Raw genomic sequence first — 15,982 nt, 5'->3', positions numbered from 1 at the left:
CCCCGAGAGATGAGGACCCACCGATGACCGCGTCCGCCCTCCGCGTCGCCAACTGCTCCGGCTTCTACGGGGATCGGCTCTCCGCCGCCGTCGAGATGGTGGAGGGCGGGCCGATCGACGTGCTCACCGGCGACTATCTCGCCGAACTCACGATGCTCATCTTGTGGAAGAACCAGCAGCGGGACCCGAGCACGGGCTTCGCCAAGACCTTCCTGACCCAGATGGAGCACGTGCTCGGCACGTGCAAGGACCGCGGCATCAAGGTTGTGGCGAACGCCGGAGGGCTCAATCCGGCCGGCCTGGCCGATGCGGTGCGGGCACTGGCCCAGCGGCTGGGCATCTCCGTCTCCGTCGCGCACATCGAGGGGGACGATCTGCTGGGTGAGCTGCCGGCCCTGCGGGAGAAGGGGGTCGACTTCCGGCACCTCGACACCGGTCTCTCCCTGGACAGCGCCGCGATCCAGCCGGTGACGGCGAACGCGTACCTCGGCGCCTGGGGCATCACCGAGGCCCTGCGCGGAGGCGCGGACGTGGTCATCACGCCCCGGGTCACCGACGCCTCGGTCGTGGTCGGTCCGGCCGCCTGGCACTTCGGCTGGCGCCCGGACGACTGGGATCAGCTGGCCTCCGCGGTGGTCGTGGGCCACGTCCTCGAGTGCGGGGCGCAGGCCACCGGCGGCAACTACGCGTTCTGGCAGGAGATCGCGGACCGTCGGCCACCCGGCTTCCCGCTCGCCGAGATCGAGGCGGACGGCAGCGCCGTGATCACCAAGCACCCGGACACCGGCGGGCTGGTGTCGGTCGGCACGGTCACTGCCCAGCTCCTCTACGAGCTCGGTGGCCCGAGCTATGCCAACCCGGACGTGGTCGCGCGCTTCGACACCATCTCGCTGACGCAGGAGGGCCCCGACCGGGTGCGCGTGTCAGGGATCAAGGGCGACCCCGCTCCGGCCGACATCAAGGTCTGCCTCAACTACAGCGGGGGCTACCGCAACTCGGTGACCTTCATGCTCACCGGCCTCGACATCGAGGAGAAGGCCCGTGCGGCGGAGGAGGCGCTCGAGGCCGCCGTCGGCGGCTGGGACCAGTTCGACCGGGTGGCCGTGGACCTGCAGAGGACGGAGCGCGAGGACCCCGCGACGAACGTGGAGGCCACCGCGCGGCTCGTGATCACGGTGGTCAGCACGGACCGCTCGCTGGTGGGCCGGAGGTTCTCCAACGCCGCCACCGAGATGGGGCTCTCCTCCTATCCCGGCTTCTACACCGGTGGCCCGCCGCAGGACGCCGCGGAGTTCGGGGTGTACTGGCCGGCGCTGGTGCCCGCCGAGCACGTGCAGGAGCGGGTCGTCGTCGACGACGGCAGCGTCACGGCGGTGCCCGACGTCGTGCGTGAGCTGCGCCGCCCCCTGCAGCCGGACCTCCCGGAGCAGGCTCCGGAGGTGCCGGCGGGGGAGACCCGCCGGATTCCGCTGGGCGCGCTCTTCGGGGCCCGATCCGGCGACAAGGGCGGCAACGCCAACGTGGGCCTCTGGGCCCGGTCACCCGAGGCCTACGCCTGGCTGGCCGGATGGCTGACCCCCGCGCGGTTCACGGAGCTCTTCCCGGAGACCGCGGACCTGACCGTGGACCGGTACCTGCTGCCCAAACTGCACGCGGTGAACTTCGTCGTCCGGGGCATGCTCGGAGAAGGGGTGGCCTCCTCCACGCGGACCGACCGGCAGGCCAAGAGCCTCGGCGAGTTCGTGCGGGCCCGTGTCGTCGACGTCCCCGTGGCGCTGCTCGACGGCGCGGCATGAGCGACGAACCGGTCAAGTACCGGGTGCACGCCGACGTCGCCTACCTGACGCTGAGCGTCCCGGATCGGCGTAACGCTCTGTCCGCGGCGGGCGTCACGGCGCTCCTGGACGGCGTGCGCCGGGCGCTGGCCGCCGATCAGGTGCGCTTCGTCGTCCTGACGGGGACGGGGACGACGTTCTGCGCCGGGGCCGACATGAAGGAGCAGCGCGCGCGGCACGCCGCCGGTGAAGCGGCGACGACGCCGGTCGTGCTCCCGGAGCTCCTCACGCTCCTGTGGGAATCGCCGAAGCCGGTGGTGGGACGGATCAACGGTCATGCGCGGGCTGCCGGCATGGCGTTGCTGGGCGCCTGCGACATCGCGGTGGCCGTGGAGGAGGCCACGTTCTCCTTCTCCGAGGTCCGTGTCGGCCTGGCGCCCGCCGTCGTGGCGGTGACCACCGTTCCGCGGATGCCGCCACGGGCGGCGCTCGAGCTGATGCTCACCGGCGAGGAGTTCCCCGCCCGTCGGGCGGTGGAGGTCGGGCTGCTTAACGCCGCGGTGCCGACCGGCGACCTGGACGAGGCCGTCGACCGCTACCTGGCGATGCTGCGCCTCGGGGCGCCGGCGGCGGTGGGCGTCACGAAACACGTCCTGCGCCGGGTCGGCACCCTCTCGATGGGGCAGGCGTTCGATGAGATGAGCGAGCTGTCCGTCTCCTTCTTCTCCTCCGAGGAGGGGCAGGAAGGGATGCGCGCCTTCCAGGAGCGACGCCGGCCGCGCTGGGCGTCCTGAGGGAGCGCGATGGCATCCCGTCGCGGACGCGGCGCAGCAGGGGGCCGGTCGGGGCTTCCCGTGCCACCCGCGGGGGCAGGTCGGCTGCGGGCGGTGTCGCAGCCGCCGGTGGTGGCCGCGCTGGCGGCCTCCGTCGCCAGCGTGCTGCCGGTGTTCCTCATCGGTGCCATGGCGGTGCAGCTGCGCTCCGACTTCGGCATCAGCGTCTCCGGGATCGGTGCCGCCGCATTGTGGTACTTCGGCGCTGCCGCGGTCGGCTCCCTGCGCGCGGGCCGCATGGTCGAGGCGATCGGTGCCGGGCGCGGGCTGATGCTGGCCGGCGTCGTCACTGCCGTGGCGATGATCGGGGTCGCGCTCAGCGGGCAGGTCTGGCTCGTGGTGCTCGCCTTCCTGGCACTTGCGGGGCTGGCGAACGCGATCGCTCAGCCCGCGGCGAACCTCATGCTGGCGCGGGTGCTGCCGCCCACGCAGCGGGGGCTGGGTTTCGGGGTCAAGCAGTCGGCGATCCCGGCGGCCACCCTGCTCGGTGGCCTGTTCGTCCCCGTCTTCGCGCTGACCGTGGGCTGGCGCTGGGGCTTCGTGTTCGGTGCCGTGCTGGCACTGGGCGCCGTGCTCCTCGTGCACCGGTGCGGCGGCGAGCGGGAAAGCGAGCGCACCACCGGGCCGCGCCCCCGCAGCGACGTGGCGATGGGTCCGCTGATGGTCATGGGCATGGCCGCGGGACTCGGCAGCGCGGCGGCCTTGACGCTCGGCACCTTCTACGTCGACTCGGCGGTGGAGACCGGGATCTCTCCGACCGTTGCCGGCCTGCTGTTCGCCGGCGGCAGCGTCGTCGGCATCGTCACCCGCATCGGTCTCGGGCTGCTGGCCGACCTGCGGCCCTCCCGCCACCTGCTGCGGGTGACCGCCATGTTCGCCGCCGCAGGCGCCGGCTTCCTGCTCCTGGCGCTCGGCCGGCCGATCGCCACGGTGCTGGGCACCGTGCTCGCCTTCGGGGCGGGCCTGGGATGGCAGGGACTCTTCGTGCACTCGCTGGTGCGGCAGAGCCCGAACACGCCCGCCGTCACCACGGGCTTCGCGCAGGTCATGGTGTCCCTCGGCAGTGCCCTGGGCCCGCCGGTGCTCGGGGCTGTCGTGGATCGCTCCTCGTACGCCGTCGGCTGGGTCGCGGTCGCCGTCGTGGCCTTCACCGCCGCCCTCACCCTCGCCGTGGGCCGGCGCATGGCGCTCGCGTCCCGGGCCTCCCGGCCGGCCACCGGTCCCAGCGACGACCGGTACCAGCAGCCATCTCCCGAGCCCCTGACGGAAACGGAGCGCCGCCCATGACCGCCCTGCACGAACCGCCCGCCGACGACACCGTCGACAACCCGTTCCGCGCCCTGCTCGGCGTGCGCGTGACGGAGGTCGGGGCCGGTACCGCCACGGTCGTCATCGACCCCGTGGCGCCGAGCCTGCGACAGGCGCGCGGGATCGTCCACGGGGGCGTGTACGCCACGCTCGTCGACTGCGCGGCGGGGGAGGCGCTGCGGACGGTCATGCACCCGGAGGACGGCGCCTACACGGTCGACCTGAACGTGACCTACCTGCGGCCGGTCGTCGACCTCGCGCTCATCGCGCACGGCCGCACGGTGCGGCGCGGCCGGACCGTCGCCGTCGCGGTGGTGGACATCCAGGACGGGGCGGGGGACCTCGTCGCGACGGGACGTGCCACCTTCGCCGTCCGTCCAGGCGAGCGGTCGGGGCCGGCGGACGGCGGCGTCGAGGCCGCGGACCCCCGGGAGCAGGCTCACTCCTGGGGGGCATCGACCGCGCCTGACGTGCTACCAGCGAGTAACCGGAAGTAGTCTGATGTTCACCCCAGATCGCCGACCGGAGGCCTGTCGTGTCCAGCATCAACGGTGTGGCGGCGTCCGCGTTGTCGGTCCCCAAGGCGGCCGAGGTGATCGCCGAGGACCTGCGCAACGAGATCATCGTGGGGGGACTCGCGCCCGGCAGCCCGCTGCCGTCCGAGGCCGAGCTCATGTCCCGCTACCAGTTCAGCCGGGCGAGCGTCCGGGAGGCGCTCAGACTGCTGGAGTCCGACGGGCTCATCTACATCAAGCGCGGACCGCGGGGCGGCGTCCGGGTCAACCACCCCGACGACAGTCACGTCAGCCGATCGTTCTCCCTGCTGTTCGCGACTCGCGGAACGCCGCTGCGCGACCTCATCCACTTCCGGCAGGTCCTCGAGCCGGAGGCCGCGGCCCAGGCCGCCCTGCATGCCACAGCCGCCCAGCACGAGCTCCTCATGGAGGCGACCGAGCATTCGTCCGGGCAGGGCGACAACTTCCACGCCGTGCTCCTCGAGTGCACCGAGAACGAGATGCTGCGGGTGACGCTCACGGCCGTGCAGCGACTTTCGGAGTGGCACATCCCCATGGAGCATCTCGGCGCGGAGGAGGTCGTCGGCGCGCACAAGGCGCACCGTCGGATCGCATTGGCCGTCGTCCGGGGCGACAGCGAGGCGGCCGCGAAGGGCATGCTGCACCACCTGCAGAGCTTCGAGCAGGTGCTGGACGACCTCGGCCGGCTGGACCAGCCGATCATCCCTCCGCACCAGTGGCGCGAGGGCTCCGCCCGCGGCTGACGCCGGGCGCTCCCGGCTCGCACCCTTTCTCTCCGGTACCGCCCGGCGAGTTGTCTCGCCCGTGTCCGGACGACGTCGATCGATCCCGTCCCCTCGGCCGCGCAGGGTGCCTCCGCGCGCTCGCGGCTGTCCGCACCGCCCCTGGGAGGACCAGCACATGGAACGAGTGAGCGCACGCGACAGCAGGGTCCAGTACGACCTCGCCGGCCAGGTGGCGATCGTCACTGGCAGCTCGAAGGGCATTGGTCTGGCGATCGCCGAGGCATTGACCGCAGCGGGTGCTGCGGTCGTGCTGAACGGCCGGGACGGGGCCGCGGTCGATGCAGCGACCGCCCGTCTCGCCGAGAAGGGGCGCGACGTCTTCGGCCTTCCCGCCGACGCGCGGGACTTCGACGCGGTCTCCGCGATGGTCGAGGAGACCGACCGGCGCTACGGGCGCCTGGACGTGCTCGTGAACAACGCGGGCGGGGTCTTCGCTGCGCCGCTGGAGACGCTCAGCCCCAACGGGTGGCGGGCGATGGTGGAGACGAACCTGAGCAGCGCCTTCTACTGCTCGAAGGCTGCACTGCCGTTGCTCCGGCGCAGCGGCGGCGGGGCGATCGTCAACATCAGCTCCGTGGCCGCCTACCATGCCCATCCGCTGCGGGCCGCCTACGGGGCGGCCAAGGCCGGGCTCAACAGCTTGACCAAGACGATGGCTCACGAGTGGGCGCCGTTCGGGATCCGGGTGAACGGCATCGCGCCCGGGCCGATCCTCACCGAGGCATCACGGTTCGCCGATCCCGCCGTCGCCGAGGCCGTCACGGAGGATGTGCCCCTGGCGCGGCTCGGACTTCCCCAGGACGTGGCGGACGCGTGCCTGTTCCTCGTCTGCGACGGAGCCGGCTTCGTGACCGGCGTGACCCTTCCGGTCGACGGCGGACCGCTTCGTTCGCTGCCCAAGTCGGCCGAGCCCTCCGCCCGGTAGGGAGCCGCGATGGGCGAGCCACAGGTGAGCGACGACGGCCGAGTCCGCTGGATCACCTTCGATCGCCCGGCCTCGGCCAACGCGCTGCAGACTGAGGACGTCGCTCTGGCCACGGATGCGGTCCGGAGCATCGACGACGGAATCCGTGCGGTCGTGTTCACCGGTTCCGGCAACCGGGCGTTCTCCGCAGGGATGCATCTCGACGCGTTCCAGGGCCTGGACCGGGACGGAGCGTGGCGGCTGATCACGCAGATCGCCGATTTCCTCCGTGAGGTGCGAACGTGCCCGGTGCCTACCGTCGCGATGCTGAACGGAGCGTGCGTCGGCGCCGCCTTCGAGCTGGCCCTCGCCTGCGACATCCGGATCGCGCACCGGGGAGTGCGCGTGGGCCTGCCGGAGGTGCGCGTGGGGGTGCCTTCCGTCGTGGACGCGGCATTGCTGCCGGCCTTCGTCGGGCTCTCCACGGCGCGCGAAATCGTGCTGACAGGGGATCTCTACCCGCTCGCCGACCTGCCGGGGCAGCTCGCCAACCGGTTGGTGCCGGCGGATGCGTTGCGCCGGGCGACCGAGGAGATGCTGGAGGGTCTGACGCGGCCCGACCGAGACGTGATCGCCGTCCAGAAGGGATTGTTCGAGACGTGGCTGAACAACGGCATCGTCGCGAGCGTGGACCGCAGCATCGAGGTCTTCGCCGACCACTTCGCCGTCCCGGCCACCGGAGCCGCCCTGGTGGCGTCTCGGGGCGAGGACGCCCCAGACGATCGGGAGAGACCGCACCCCTCTGACGCGGGCGTGGAACGCGGGCGGCCGCTGCGGACTACCGCGGGACGACGCGGTACGTCGTCTGCACCATGCCGCCGGGGAACGTCCGTGTGCGCACGTGCTCCAGCGGGACGTCCGCGGCCAGCTCGCCGAACGGCGTCAACCCGATACCGATGAGCACCGGCACCCGCGAGAGCGTGAAATCGGCGATCAGACCGGCCCGCAGGAACGCGTGCACCGTCCTGCCGCCGTGGACGTACACCCGGCGGTGGCCGGCGGCGTCCAGCGCGGCGACCGCGTCGTCGAACGAGCGGTGCACGGTGATCCGCGGGTCGGCGCCCGGCTCCAGCGCCGTGCTCAGCACGTGCACCGGCCTGCTCTGGTAGGGCCACTCGTCGAACGGGGCGATGAACTCGTAGGTGCTGCGTCCCATGACTCTCGCGTCGATGCCGGCGACGAACTCGGCGAAGCCGAAGTCGCCGCCCTCGCCGTCGTCCGGCGGCCCGCCGCCGCCGTCCGCGTCGAGGAAGGACAGGGTGCCGTCGAGCCGGGCGATGAACCCGTCGACGCTCATGCCGAGGAAGACATGCCCGGTGAAGGAAGCGTCCATGGGGGACACCCTGCACCCGCGGTACGACGGTGCGGGGAGCTCACCCCTGCGAATCGACCGACGCCCGCCGTCGTGCCCGGATCCGGCGTGTCCAGCGCGGTCGGCGCCCGTGGCGGGCGTCCCCGGAGCCGACGCGGCGCAGGCCCCGGTCCGCGGGGGTGAGCACCAGCAGGACGACGGCCAGCCCGAGCATGACCAGCGCCAGGGTGTGCAGCCCGGCGGTGTCCGCGCGGGAGGGGAAGGCCAGCCCGATGACGGGCATGGCGACGATCGCCCCCAGGTAGGTGAAGGTCCGCAGCAGGCCGGCCGAGGACGCCGTGCGCGCCGGGTCGGCCTGGACGTAGACGGCGTTCTTGTTCGCCAGGCCGATCAGACCCAGGGGCAGGCCCGCGGTCAGCGTGACGACGACGAGCAGCCAGCCGAGGCTCCCTGCGCCCACCGCGAGCAGGAGCCCGGCGACCGCCGCCTGGGTGAGCGCCCCGACCACGAGCTTGCCGCGGACGGCCCGGCGGGCGTCCGGTGAGCGCCGAGACGGCGATCGCGGTGCCGAACATGGGCGCGAGCAGCAGCCCCGCCTGCGGGGCGGTCAGGCCCCGGCCGTCCTGGAGCCACTGGGTGAAGCCGTAGAAGTACACGTACGCCGCGCACTGGGCGAGGAAGGCGCGCGCGTAAGTCGCGAGCAGGGGCCGGTTGCCGGCCAGCATCCGGAGGTCGAGGAAGGGTTCCGCGGCGCGCAGCTCCCGCACCAACCAGGCCGGCCGCCGACCCGGCCGACAGCACCGGGAGCCACCAGTGCCCCGCATCGAGGTCCATGAGGAAGAGCAGCAGGGTGACCAGCACCGTCGAGAACAGGCCGATGCCGAGGAGGTCCAGCCGTCCGGCCGACGGGGTGCCGCGGGCGGGCGGCGACTCCCGGGGGAGGAACAGCCACCCCAGGACGAGGCAGGCCATCTCGAGGGGCACGTTGACGGCGAAGTCGCCCGCCACCCGCCCACCTCGATCAGCAACCCACCCAGCGGGGTGCCTCCTACGAGTTCGCCCTCCACCACGTCGTGGACGTCGACGACCCGACCAGCATGTTCCGCACGGTGATCACCGAGGGAAGTGCCCGATGACCGACGGCCGCCGACCGACCCTGGGGGAGCTCGCGCTGAAGGTGCGCTCGAAGAACGCCGGCCCGTTCTGGGTCACGATGGAGCTGTTCACGCGGGATGCGGCAGGGTACGCGCTCGTCGCCGACGAGGAGTTCCTCGACGAGCAGGTCGTCGCCGGGCTTTACGGCCTCGACCCGGCGGATGTCCAGATCTTCCGGATCCCGGCGCTCAACGTCGTGAAGGTGTCGTTCCCGCGGCCGGTGCCGCAGGGCAGCCTTCACGACCGGGACATGCACGCCGGCAGCACCACGTGCCGCTCGCGGCGCTGGTGCTCCAGACCCGTCCCGCGCGGGAGCGCGGCGGCTCAGGGGCGGCGCTCGGCAACGAGGAGCCGGTCCTCACCGGCTGACGCGGCGCGGTCAGTCCACCCACCGGTAGCCGTTCTCCGGCCGCCCGGTGCCGCCGTACCGCGGGAAGACCGCCGCCCGGCCGGTGCGCTCCAGGTGCTCCAGGTACCGGCGGGCGCTGACGCGGGCCAGGCCGCAGCGCTCGGCCACCTCCCCGGCGGAGAGGTCCTCGGCGGGCGAGCCGCGGAGCGTGCGCGCCACGAACTCCAGGGTCCGGGGCGACAGCCCCTTCGGCAGGTCGGTGGTGGTCCCCGCGCCGGCGCGGGTGCGGCGGTGCAGCATCCGGTCGACGTCGCTCTGCTCCAGCGCGCCCGAGGGCTCGGCGCTGCGGCGGAGCAACTCGGTGCGGTGCGAGCGGTAGACCTCCAGCCGTTCCCGGAACGTGGCGAGGGAGAACGGCTTGACCAGGTAGTCGACGACGCCGCCGGCCATGGCCTGCCGGACGGTCTCGACCTCGCGTGCGGCGGTGATCGCCAGGACGTCGGGCTGCGGCCCCGGCGCCGACCGGATCCGCCGGAGCACCTCGATGCCGGAGATGTCGGGCAGGTAGACGTCGAGCAGCAGGAGGTCGGGCCGCAGGTCGTGCACGGCGGCCAGCGCCTGCGCGCCGCGGTGCACCTCGCCCACCACCTCGAACCCGGGGACGGACTCGACATAGCCGCGGTGCACCGAGGCGACGGCGAAGTCGTCGTCGACCACCAGCACCCGCACCGGGGTCCCGCTCACCGCGCCACCAGCGCTGCCGGCGCGACGCCGGCCGTCAGGGGCAGCCGTACCTCGACCCGGGCGCCGCCGGCCGGGGAGTCCGTGACCGTCGCCGTCCCGCCCCGGCGGGTGGCGATCCGCGCGACCAGGGCCAGGCCGATGCCGCGGCCGTGGTTGCCGTCCGGTCGGCCCTTGGTGGTGACGCCCACCTCGGCTGGGGCATGCGGCAGTTCGGCTTCCCCGTCGCGCCGGCCGTCGTCGGTCTCATCCTGGGGCCGATCGCCGAGGAGCAGCTGCGGCGGACCCTGGCGATCAGCCAGGGCGACCCGAGCGCGCTGGTCACCAGCCCGTTCGCCGCGATCGTCTACACCCTGCCCCTCGTCTTCCTGGCCGCCGGCGTGTACGTCAAGCGCCGGCAGGCACGGGTCGAGGCGGAGCTCGGCCAGGCCCGGTCCGAACCCGTGACGTCAGAGGGGAACCGCTCGTGACCATCGTGGTCGGATACGTGCCCAAGCCGGAGGGGCGTGCAGCGCTGCGCGCCGCGGTCGAGGAGGCGGACCTGCGCAACCAGCCGCTGCACGTGCTCAACACGTCGCGGGGGGACGCCTACGTCGACCCGTCCTACGCGACCGCCGAGGACCTGGCGGAGGTCCGGCGGCTGCTCGAGGAGTCCGGTGTCCCCTTCGAGCTCGAGCAGCACGTCGGGGGCCGGGACGGCGCGCAGGAGGTGGTGGCGGCGGCCGAGCGCCTCGGTGCCTCGCTGATCGTCATCGGGCTCCGCCGTCGGTCGCCGACCGGGAAGCTGATCTTCGGCAGCGACGCCCAGCGGATCCTGCTGGACGCCGAGTGCCAGGTGCTGGCCGTCAAGGCGGGGGAGGCCGACGGCCGCGGGTGACCGCGGGCGCCTCTCGACGGCGGCGCAGCGCCCGGGCCAGCCGGTGCTTGCGGCCCGCCGTGAGCTCGGCGGCGGTCGCCGGTGCCGGCTCCTCCGGCTCCGGGGCTGCAGCCGCCCGCTCGTGCAGGCGGGCCCGCACGTCGTCGGGGGTGTAGGCGCGGCGCTGCCGCTCGTTCCGGGCGAGCACGACACCGCCGGCGGTGACCCCGGCCAGGCCGGCCAGGCCGAGCAGCTTCCAGAGGCGCACGTCCGTACGGTAGCGCCGTGCCGACGCTGACCCTGGACGAGGCGGTCGACCTCACCCGCACCGGCGACGTGTGGATCTTCCGCGGCGCGTCCGTCGCCGACCGGGCCATCCAGACGCTGACCAACGCCCCGGTGAACCACGTCGGGATGGCGGTGGTGCTGGAGGACCTGCCCCCGCTGCTGTGGCACGCCGAGCTCGGCCGGTCGCTGCCCGACGTCTGGACGGGCAAGCACCAGCGCGGGGTCCAGCTGCACGACCTGCGCGACGCCGTCGTCACCTGGCGGGTGAAGTACGGCCAGCGGGCGTGGCTGCGGCAGCTGGTCGGGCCCTCCGACGACGGCGGGGTGACCCCGGCCATGGAGGACGCCGTCCTGCGCACGATCGCCCGGATGGACGGCCGGCCCTTCCCGACGACCCGGCGGCTGGCCGGGGGCTGGATCAACGGCCGGCTGCGCCGGGGCACCAGCACCGAGACGGTCTACTGCGCCGAGCTCGTCGCGGCGACGTACACGGCGATGGGGCTGCTCCCCGCCGACCGACCGGCCAACGCCTACGACCCCGGGAGCTTCTGGTCCGGCGACGACCTCCAGCTGCTGCGGGGGGCCCGCCTCGGGCCGGAGATCCCGGTGGAGGTCCCCAACGGCTGACCGGCCTCAGGCGGGCGTGCGGGTCGCCGTCTCGCCGAGCCGGACGACGGTGTCGCCGGCGCTCTCCAGCTCGTCGTGCGTCACGCAGACGACCACCCGCCCGGCCAGTGCCGCCCGCAGGTCGCGCACCAGCGCCGCGGCGGTCGGGGCGTCGAGGTGCGCGGTCGGCTCGTCGAGCAGCACGACGTCCCGGTCCGCCAGCAGCGCCCGTGCGGCGGCCAGCCGTCTGCGCTCGCCGCCGGACAGCGCCGTGCCTCCGGCCCCGACCGGGGTGTCCAGGCCGTCGGGGAGCGTGGCGAGCAGCCCGCTCAGCCCGGTGGCAGTCAGGGCGGCCAGCATGCGTGCCTCCCCGGCCGGGCCGGCGAGCTCCCCGCGTGGGGCGGCCAGCGCGAGGTTGGCCCGGATGGTGGAAGCGAACACGTGCGCCTCCTGCGGCAGCCAGGCCATGCGTTTGCGCAGGGCCTCGCCGGTCAGCCGCTCGGTGGGCACGCCGTCGACCAGGTAGTCCCCGGCGCGGGGGCGCAGCGCCGCCATGAGCACGGCCAGGAACGTCGACTTGCCGCTGCCCGACGGCCCGCGCACGACCAGCCAGCCCGCGCCGGCCTCGGCCTCGGCGTCGACGCCGTGCAGCACGTCGGCCCGGCCGGGCCAGCCGGCGACGAGGCCCTCGGTGCGCAGGGACGAGATGCCGGCCGGCGCGGGCACCGGGTCGGCGGGGTCGGCGGCGACCGGGGCGGTGAGGACGGCGTCGAGGCGGGCCCGCGCGTCGGCGAGCGCGCCGCGCCGCTGCAGGGCGGCGACCAGACCGGACAGCGGCTCGGCGAGGGCCAGGGGAGCCAGCGCGAGCGCCGCCAGCGCGGGGCCGGAGAGGCCGCCCGCCCAGGCCGCGGCGGTGCCGAGCACCGCGGCGAGGCCCGTGCCCAGCACCACCAGGCCGTTGCCGAGCGCGGCGGCCCGGTCGCGGGTGCCGGCGCGGGCTGCCTGCCGGGCGGCCGACGCCCCGAGCTCCGCCGCGGCCCGGGCGGCCAGCCCGTGCGCCCGCAGGTCGGGCAGCCCCTCGAGCACCGTGCTCGTCTCGCGCAGCGCCGCGACCCGCAGGGCGCTCTCCGCGCGGGCGGCGCCGGCGTCGAGGCCGCGGTGGGCGAGCAGGACGGCGCCCACCGTGGCGGCCAGCACGGCGGCGACCACGACCGCGGCGGCCGGGTGGATCAGCGCGAGCACCGCGACGGTGACCGCGGGCACGACCGCGGCGACCAGCAGCGGCGGGCGGACCCGGACGGTGAGGTCCTGGACCACGCCGACGTCAGCCACCACGCGGGCCAGGGCCGATCCCGGCGTGCGGTCGGCGGCCAGGCCCTGCGCGGCGAGCGCCCGCCAGACCCGCACCCGCAGGTCGGTGGCCTGCCGTAGCGCGGCGTCGTGCGCGGTCATGCGTTCCAGCCAGCGCAGCAGGGCCCGGGCGAGACCGAAGAAGCGGACGCCGGCGGTGAGCACCAGCAGCGTGAGCACCGGCGGCATCTCCGCCGCCCGCACGATCAGCCAGCCCGAGGTCGCGGTGAGCGCGACCCCCGCGCCGGAGGAGAGGGCGCCGGCGAGCACCGCGCGCCGCAGGGCGCCCGCGGTCGGTGCGGTCGAGGCGGTCGGGGCAGCCGGCGACGGCCCGGGCAGCGCGGTGCTCACGGTGCCCGACCGCGCGCCGGGCGCCGGGGTGGCAGCGGCGCCGGCAGGCCGGACGACGGCTGGTGCGGTGGGGGAGGGCACGGGCAGGTCGACGGCGCGGTCGGCGAGCGAGGCGAGCACCGGGTCGTGGGTGACCAGCACGATCGTCACCGTGCCGCGCAGCGACGCGAGCACGGCCGCGACCAGCCCGCGGGCGTCGTCGTCCAGGTGGGCCGTCGGCTCGTCGAGCAGCAGCAGCCGGGCGCCGCGGCGGACCCGTACGAGGGCCCGGGCCAGCGCCACCCGCTGCAGCTCGCCGGGGGAGAGCGACTCCGGCGCCCGCCCGGCCAGCCCGTCGGCCTCGACGCGGCGCAGCGCCTCGATGACGTACGCCTCGCCGACGATCTCGTCGACCCCCGGCTCGGCGCCCGCGTGCCGGCGCAGCTCGTCGGCGACGGTGGCCCCGGTGGTGCGCGGGAACTGCGGCACGACCGCGACGGGGCTCCCACCCGTCACCGCGCCCGTGACGCGGGCGGCCGGGTCGGTCAGGCCGGCGAGCGCGGCCAGCAGCGTGGACTTGCCCGATCCGCTCGGGCCGCGGAGAACGATCAGCTCACCGGGGCGGACGGCGAGGTCGGTGGGCGGCAGGGCGGGGACGGCCCGGCCGGGGTAGGCGACGGTCAGGCCCGCGACCAGCACGTCGGCGCCCCGCGGGTCGTCGTCCCCGGGGGCCGGAGCGACGGGAGCACCGGCGGGCGCGGCCAGCACCGCGCGCGCCTCGGCGGCGGCCAGGGCGGCGTCCTCCGCGGCGTGGTGGGCCGCGCCGAGCGCCCGCAGCGGGGCGAAGGCCTCGGGGGCGAGCAGCAGCGCGGTCAGCCCCAGCACGAGGGCCAGGTGCCCCTCGACCAGCCGGACGCCCACGGTCACCGCCACGAGCGCGACCGACAGGGTGGCGATCAGCTCGAGCACGAGCGCCGAGAGGAAGGCGATCCGCAGCGTGGCCAGCGTCCGGGTGCGGTGGGCCTCACCCAGCGCGGCGAGCGCCGCCGTCTGCTCGGCGGCCCGGCCCAGCCCGACCAGCACGGGCAGGCCGCGCACCAGCTCGGCGACGTGCGCGGCGATGCGGTCCAGGGCCCGCGCGGAGTCGGCGGTCGCCGCCTGCGTGTGCCTGCCGACCAGCACCATGAACAGCGGCACCAGCGGGAGGGTGACCGCCACCAGCACCGCCGAGAGCAGGTCGGTCCACGCCAGGACCAGCAGCAGCGCCGGCGGGACGACGACGGTCTGCGCCAGCGCCGGCAGGTAGGTGGCCAGCGCCGGCCCGAGGTCGTGCAGCCGGGTGGTGGCGAGCACGGCCGCCGGTGCGGGGCCGCCGCCGGCGGCCAGGGCAGCCGGGGACGATGCGAGCCGGTCGAGCAGCTCGCGGCGCAGCAGGTCCTCGGCCCGGCGTGCGTCCCGGGCGGCCAGCACCTCGCCGAGGCTGCCGGCGAGCGCCCGCACCGCGGCACCTGCGGCGGCGAGCGCCAGGGGCACGACGGGGGAGCCGTCGGCGAGCCCCGCGCCCCGGGCGACGGCGTGCGCGAGGCCGGCGGCCAGCAGGACCAGGCCACCGGTCTGGACGAGGGCGGCGAGCGCGGCCCGGACCAGCGCCGCGCGCAGATCGGGAACGCCGGCCAGCGCCCTGAGGGGTCCCCGGGCGCGCGCCGGCGCCCCGGCCGCAGGACCGCTCACGCCGGGACCTCACCCGGGGCCGGGGCCCGGCCCGCGCCGGGCGCGTCCTCGTGCTGGGGCTCGGCGGTCAGCCGCCGGCGGAAGACCCAGTAGGTCCAGGCCTGGTAGCAGAGCACGACCGGGAGGCCGACCGCCGCGGCCCAGGTCATCACGGTGAGCGTGTAGTCGCTGACCGACGCCTCGGCGATGGTCAGGTCGAAGGCGACGTCGAGGGTCGAGGGCAGGACCACCGGGTACGCGGCCCCGAAGATCGTCGCCGCGGCGGCGACGAGGAACACCGCCCACGCGGTGAACGCCGCGCCCTCGCGGTCGAGCTTCATCCGCGTCCAGGCCAGGACGACGGCCGCGCCGGCGACCGCCCACAGCGCGGCGGTGATGGTCGTGCCGTACCGCAGGTGCACCAGGCCGGCCCACGCCAGCAGGGGGAGCGCGGCGACCGGGGCCCAGCGGAGCGCGAACGCCCGCGCCCGCAGCCGGACGTCGCCGTCGACCTTGAGCGCCAGGAACAGCGCGCCGTGCACCAGGGAGAAGGCCAGCACCGCGACCGCGCCCAGCAGCGCCGGCCAGCCGAGGCCGGAGAGGACGCCGCCCACCCGGTTGCCGTCGCCGTCGATCGGCATCCCCAGCGTGGTGGCGCCCAGGGCGGCGCCGATGCCGAGGGAGGCGATCAGCGAGCCGGCGGTGATCACGTGCGTCCAGCTGGTGTCCCAGCGCGCGTCGTGCGACTGGTGCCGCCACTCGAAGGCCACCGCCCGCACGATCAGCCCCAGCAGCACGAGCACGAAGGGCAGGTAGAGCGCCGGCAGCCAGGTGGCGTACCAGCCGGGGAAGGCGGCGAACACCGCGCCGACCGCGGTGATGAGCCACACCTCGTTCCCGTCCCACAGCGGGCCGATGCTGCGCAGCATCAGGTGCCGGTCGGCGGGCTTGCGGCCCAGCACGGGCAGGAGGGCGGCGACGCCGAAGTCGAAGCCCTCCAGGAGCAGGAAGCCGATCCAGAGCACGGCGACGGCGGCGAACCACAGGGTCTGCAGGTCCATGACGGTGTCCTCGGGTCTACGAG

The 15,982-nt window shown here is 75.0% G+C and carries 16 protein-coding genes and 2 pseudogenes; 11 read left to right on the top strand and 7 right to left on the bottom strand.

Features of this window, described 5'->3' with window-relative positions:
- Positions 1–23: 23 nt before the first annotated feature.
- The 7 genes and pseudogenes from ACI79K_RS00345 to ACI79K_RS00315 form a co-directional block, all read left to right on the top strand.
- The gene (locus ACI79K_RS00345) at positions 24–1,796 is read left to right on the top strand and encodes an acyclic terpene utilization AtuA family protein (RefSeq protein WP_456598587.1); all 1,773 of its coding nucleotides are present in this window, start codon (positions 24–26) and stop codon (positions 1,794–1,796) included.
- On the top strand, positions 1,793–2,569 hold the full coding sequence (locus ACI79K_RS00340; RefSeq protein ID WP_456598586.1) for an enoyl-CoA hydratase-related protein: 777 nt from the start codon (positions 1,793–1,795) through the stop codon (positions 2,567–2,569). Before ACI79K_RS00345 ends, ACI79K_RS00340 begins: the two co-directional genes overlap by 4 nt.
- A gap of 93 nt (positions 2,570–2,662) precedes the next feature.
- Positions 2,663–3,895, top strand: coding sequence for an MFS transporter (locus ACI79K_RS00335; protein WP_456598585.1), 1,233 nt, complete (start codon positions 2,663–2,665; stop codon positions 3,893–3,895).
- Complete coding sequence (locus ACI79K_RS00330; RefSeq protein WP_456598584.1) at positions 3,892–4,413, top strand: PaaI family thioesterase; 522 nt, start codon at positions 3,892–3,894, stop codon at positions 4,411–4,413. The genes ACI79K_RS00335 and ACI79K_RS00330 overlap by 4 nt, the downstream gene beginning before the upstream one ends.
- A 38-nt stretch (positions 4,414–4,451) precedes the next feature.
- Positions 4,452–5,195, top strand: coding sequence for a FadR/GntR family transcriptional regulator (locus tag ACI79K_RS00325; RefSeq protein WP_456598583.1), 744 nt, complete (start codon positions 4,452–4,454; stop codon positions 5,193–5,195).
- A gap of 157 nt (positions 5,196–5,352) precedes the next feature.
- Complete coding sequence (locus ACI79K_RS00320; RefSeq protein ID WP_456598582.1) at positions 5,353–6,162, top strand: SDR family NAD(P)-dependent oxidoreductase; 810 nt, start codon at positions 5,353–5,355, stop codon at positions 6,160–6,162.
- Between the two features lie 9 nt (positions 6,163–6,171).
- Positions 6,172–6,852, top strand: a pseudogene (locus tag ACI79K_RS00315) (enoyl-CoA hydratase/isomerase family protein); the annotation flags it as partial.
- Positions 6,853–6,979: 127 nt separating this feature from the next.
- Here the strand turns inward: ACI79K_RS00315 and ACI79K_RS00310 are convergent.
- The gene (locus tag ACI79K_RS00310; protein WP_456598581.1) at positions 6,980–7,534 is read right to left on the bottom strand and encodes a dihydrofolate reductase family protein; all 555 of its coding nucleotides are present in this window, start codon (positions 7,532–7,534) and stop codon (positions 6,980–6,982) included.
- A gap of 40 nt (positions 7,535–7,574) precedes the next feature.
- Positions 7,575–8,021 carry a hypothetical protein gene (locus ACI79K_RS00305; RefSeq protein WP_456598580.1) on the bottom strand — a complete coding sequence of 149 codons (447 nt, stop codon included), beginning with the start codon at positions 8,019–8,021 and terminating at the stop codon, positions 7,575–7,577.
- A 324-nt stretch (positions 8,022–8,345) separates the two neighbouring features.
- Between ACI79K_RS00305 and ACI79K_RS00300 the strand changes: the two are divergent.
- Positions 8,346–8,876 (top strand): annotated as a pseudogene (locus tag ACI79K_RS00300) (DUF4387 family protein); the annotation flags it as partial.
- Positions 8,877–9,047: 171 nt separating this feature from the next.
- On the opposite strand, the gene ACI79K_RS00295 reads toward ACI79K_RS00300, so the two are convergent.
- On the bottom strand, positions 9,048–9,761 hold the full coding sequence (locus ACI79K_RS00295) for a response regulator (RefSeq protein ID WP_456598579.1): 714 nt from the start codon (positions 9,759–9,761) through the stop codon (positions 9,048–9,050).
- Complete coding sequence (locus ACI79K_RS00290; RefSeq protein WP_456598578.1) at positions 9,758–9,949, bottom strand: ATP-binding protein; 192 nt, start codon at positions 9,947–9,949, stop codon at positions 9,758–9,760. The genes ACI79K_RS00295 and ACI79K_RS00290 overlap by 4 nt, the downstream gene beginning before the upstream one ends.
- Positions 9,950–9,961: 12 nt before the next feature.
- Between ACI79K_RS00290 and ACI79K_RS00285 the strand changes: the two genes are divergently transcribed.
- Positions 9,962–10,228 carry a hypothetical protein gene (locus ACI79K_RS00285; RefSeq protein WP_456598577.1) on the top strand — a complete coding sequence of 89 codons (267 nt, stop codon included), beginning with the start codon at positions 9,962–9,964 and terminating at the stop codon, positions 10,226–10,228.
- A complete protein-coding gene (locus tag ACI79K_RS00280; RefSeq protein ID WP_456598576.1) occupies positions 10,225–10,635 on the top strand; it encodes a universal stress protein in 411 nt (136 codons plus the stop codon). Before ACI79K_RS00285 ends, ACI79K_RS00280 begins: the two co-directional genes overlap by 4 nt.
- Here the strand turns inward: ACI79K_RS00280 and ACI79K_RS00275 are convergent.
- Positions 10,604–10,882, bottom strand: coding sequence for a hypothetical protein (locus tag ACI79K_RS00275; RefSeq protein ID WP_456591007.1), 279 nt, complete (start codon positions 10,880–10,882; stop codon positions 10,604–10,606). The genes ACI79K_RS00280 and ACI79K_RS00275 overlap by 32 nt on opposite strands.
- 17 nt (positions 10,883–10,899) lie before the next feature.
- Here ACI79K_RS00275 and ACI79K_RS00270 point away from each other — a divergent pair, with 17 nt between their 5' ends.
- Positions 10,900–11,529, top strand: coding sequence for a hypothetical protein (locus tag ACI79K_RS00270; RefSeq protein WP_456591006.1), 630 nt, complete (start codon positions 10,900–10,902; stop codon positions 11,527–11,529).
- A 6-nt stretch (positions 11,530–11,535) separates the two neighbouring features.
- Here the strand turns inward: ACI79K_RS00270 and cydC are convergent, their stop codons facing one another.
- Both cydC and cydB read right to left on the bottom strand, forming a co-directional pair.
- The gene (gene cydC, locus ACI79K_RS00265; protein WP_456598575.1) at positions 11,536–14,919 is read right to left on the bottom strand and encodes a thiol reductant ABC exporter subunit CydC; all 3,384 of its coding nucleotides are present in this window, start codon (positions 14,917–14,919) and stop codon (positions 11,536–11,538) included.
- Positions 14,916–15,959, bottom strand: coding sequence for a cytochrome d ubiquinol oxidase subunit II (cydB, locus tag ACI79K_RS00260; RefSeq protein WP_456596377.1), 1,044 nt, complete (start codon positions 15,957–15,959; stop codon positions 14,916–14,918). The genes cydC and cydB overlap by 4 nt, the downstream gene beginning before the upstream one ends.
- Between the last annotated feature and the right edge of the window lie 23 nt (positions 15,960–15,982).

The sequence above is a fragment of the Blastococcus sp. SYSU DS0616 genome (assembly GCF_054051015.1).
Note: the sequence above shows the minus strand (reverse complement) of the source record. Positions and strands in the feature narration are given on the sequence as shown.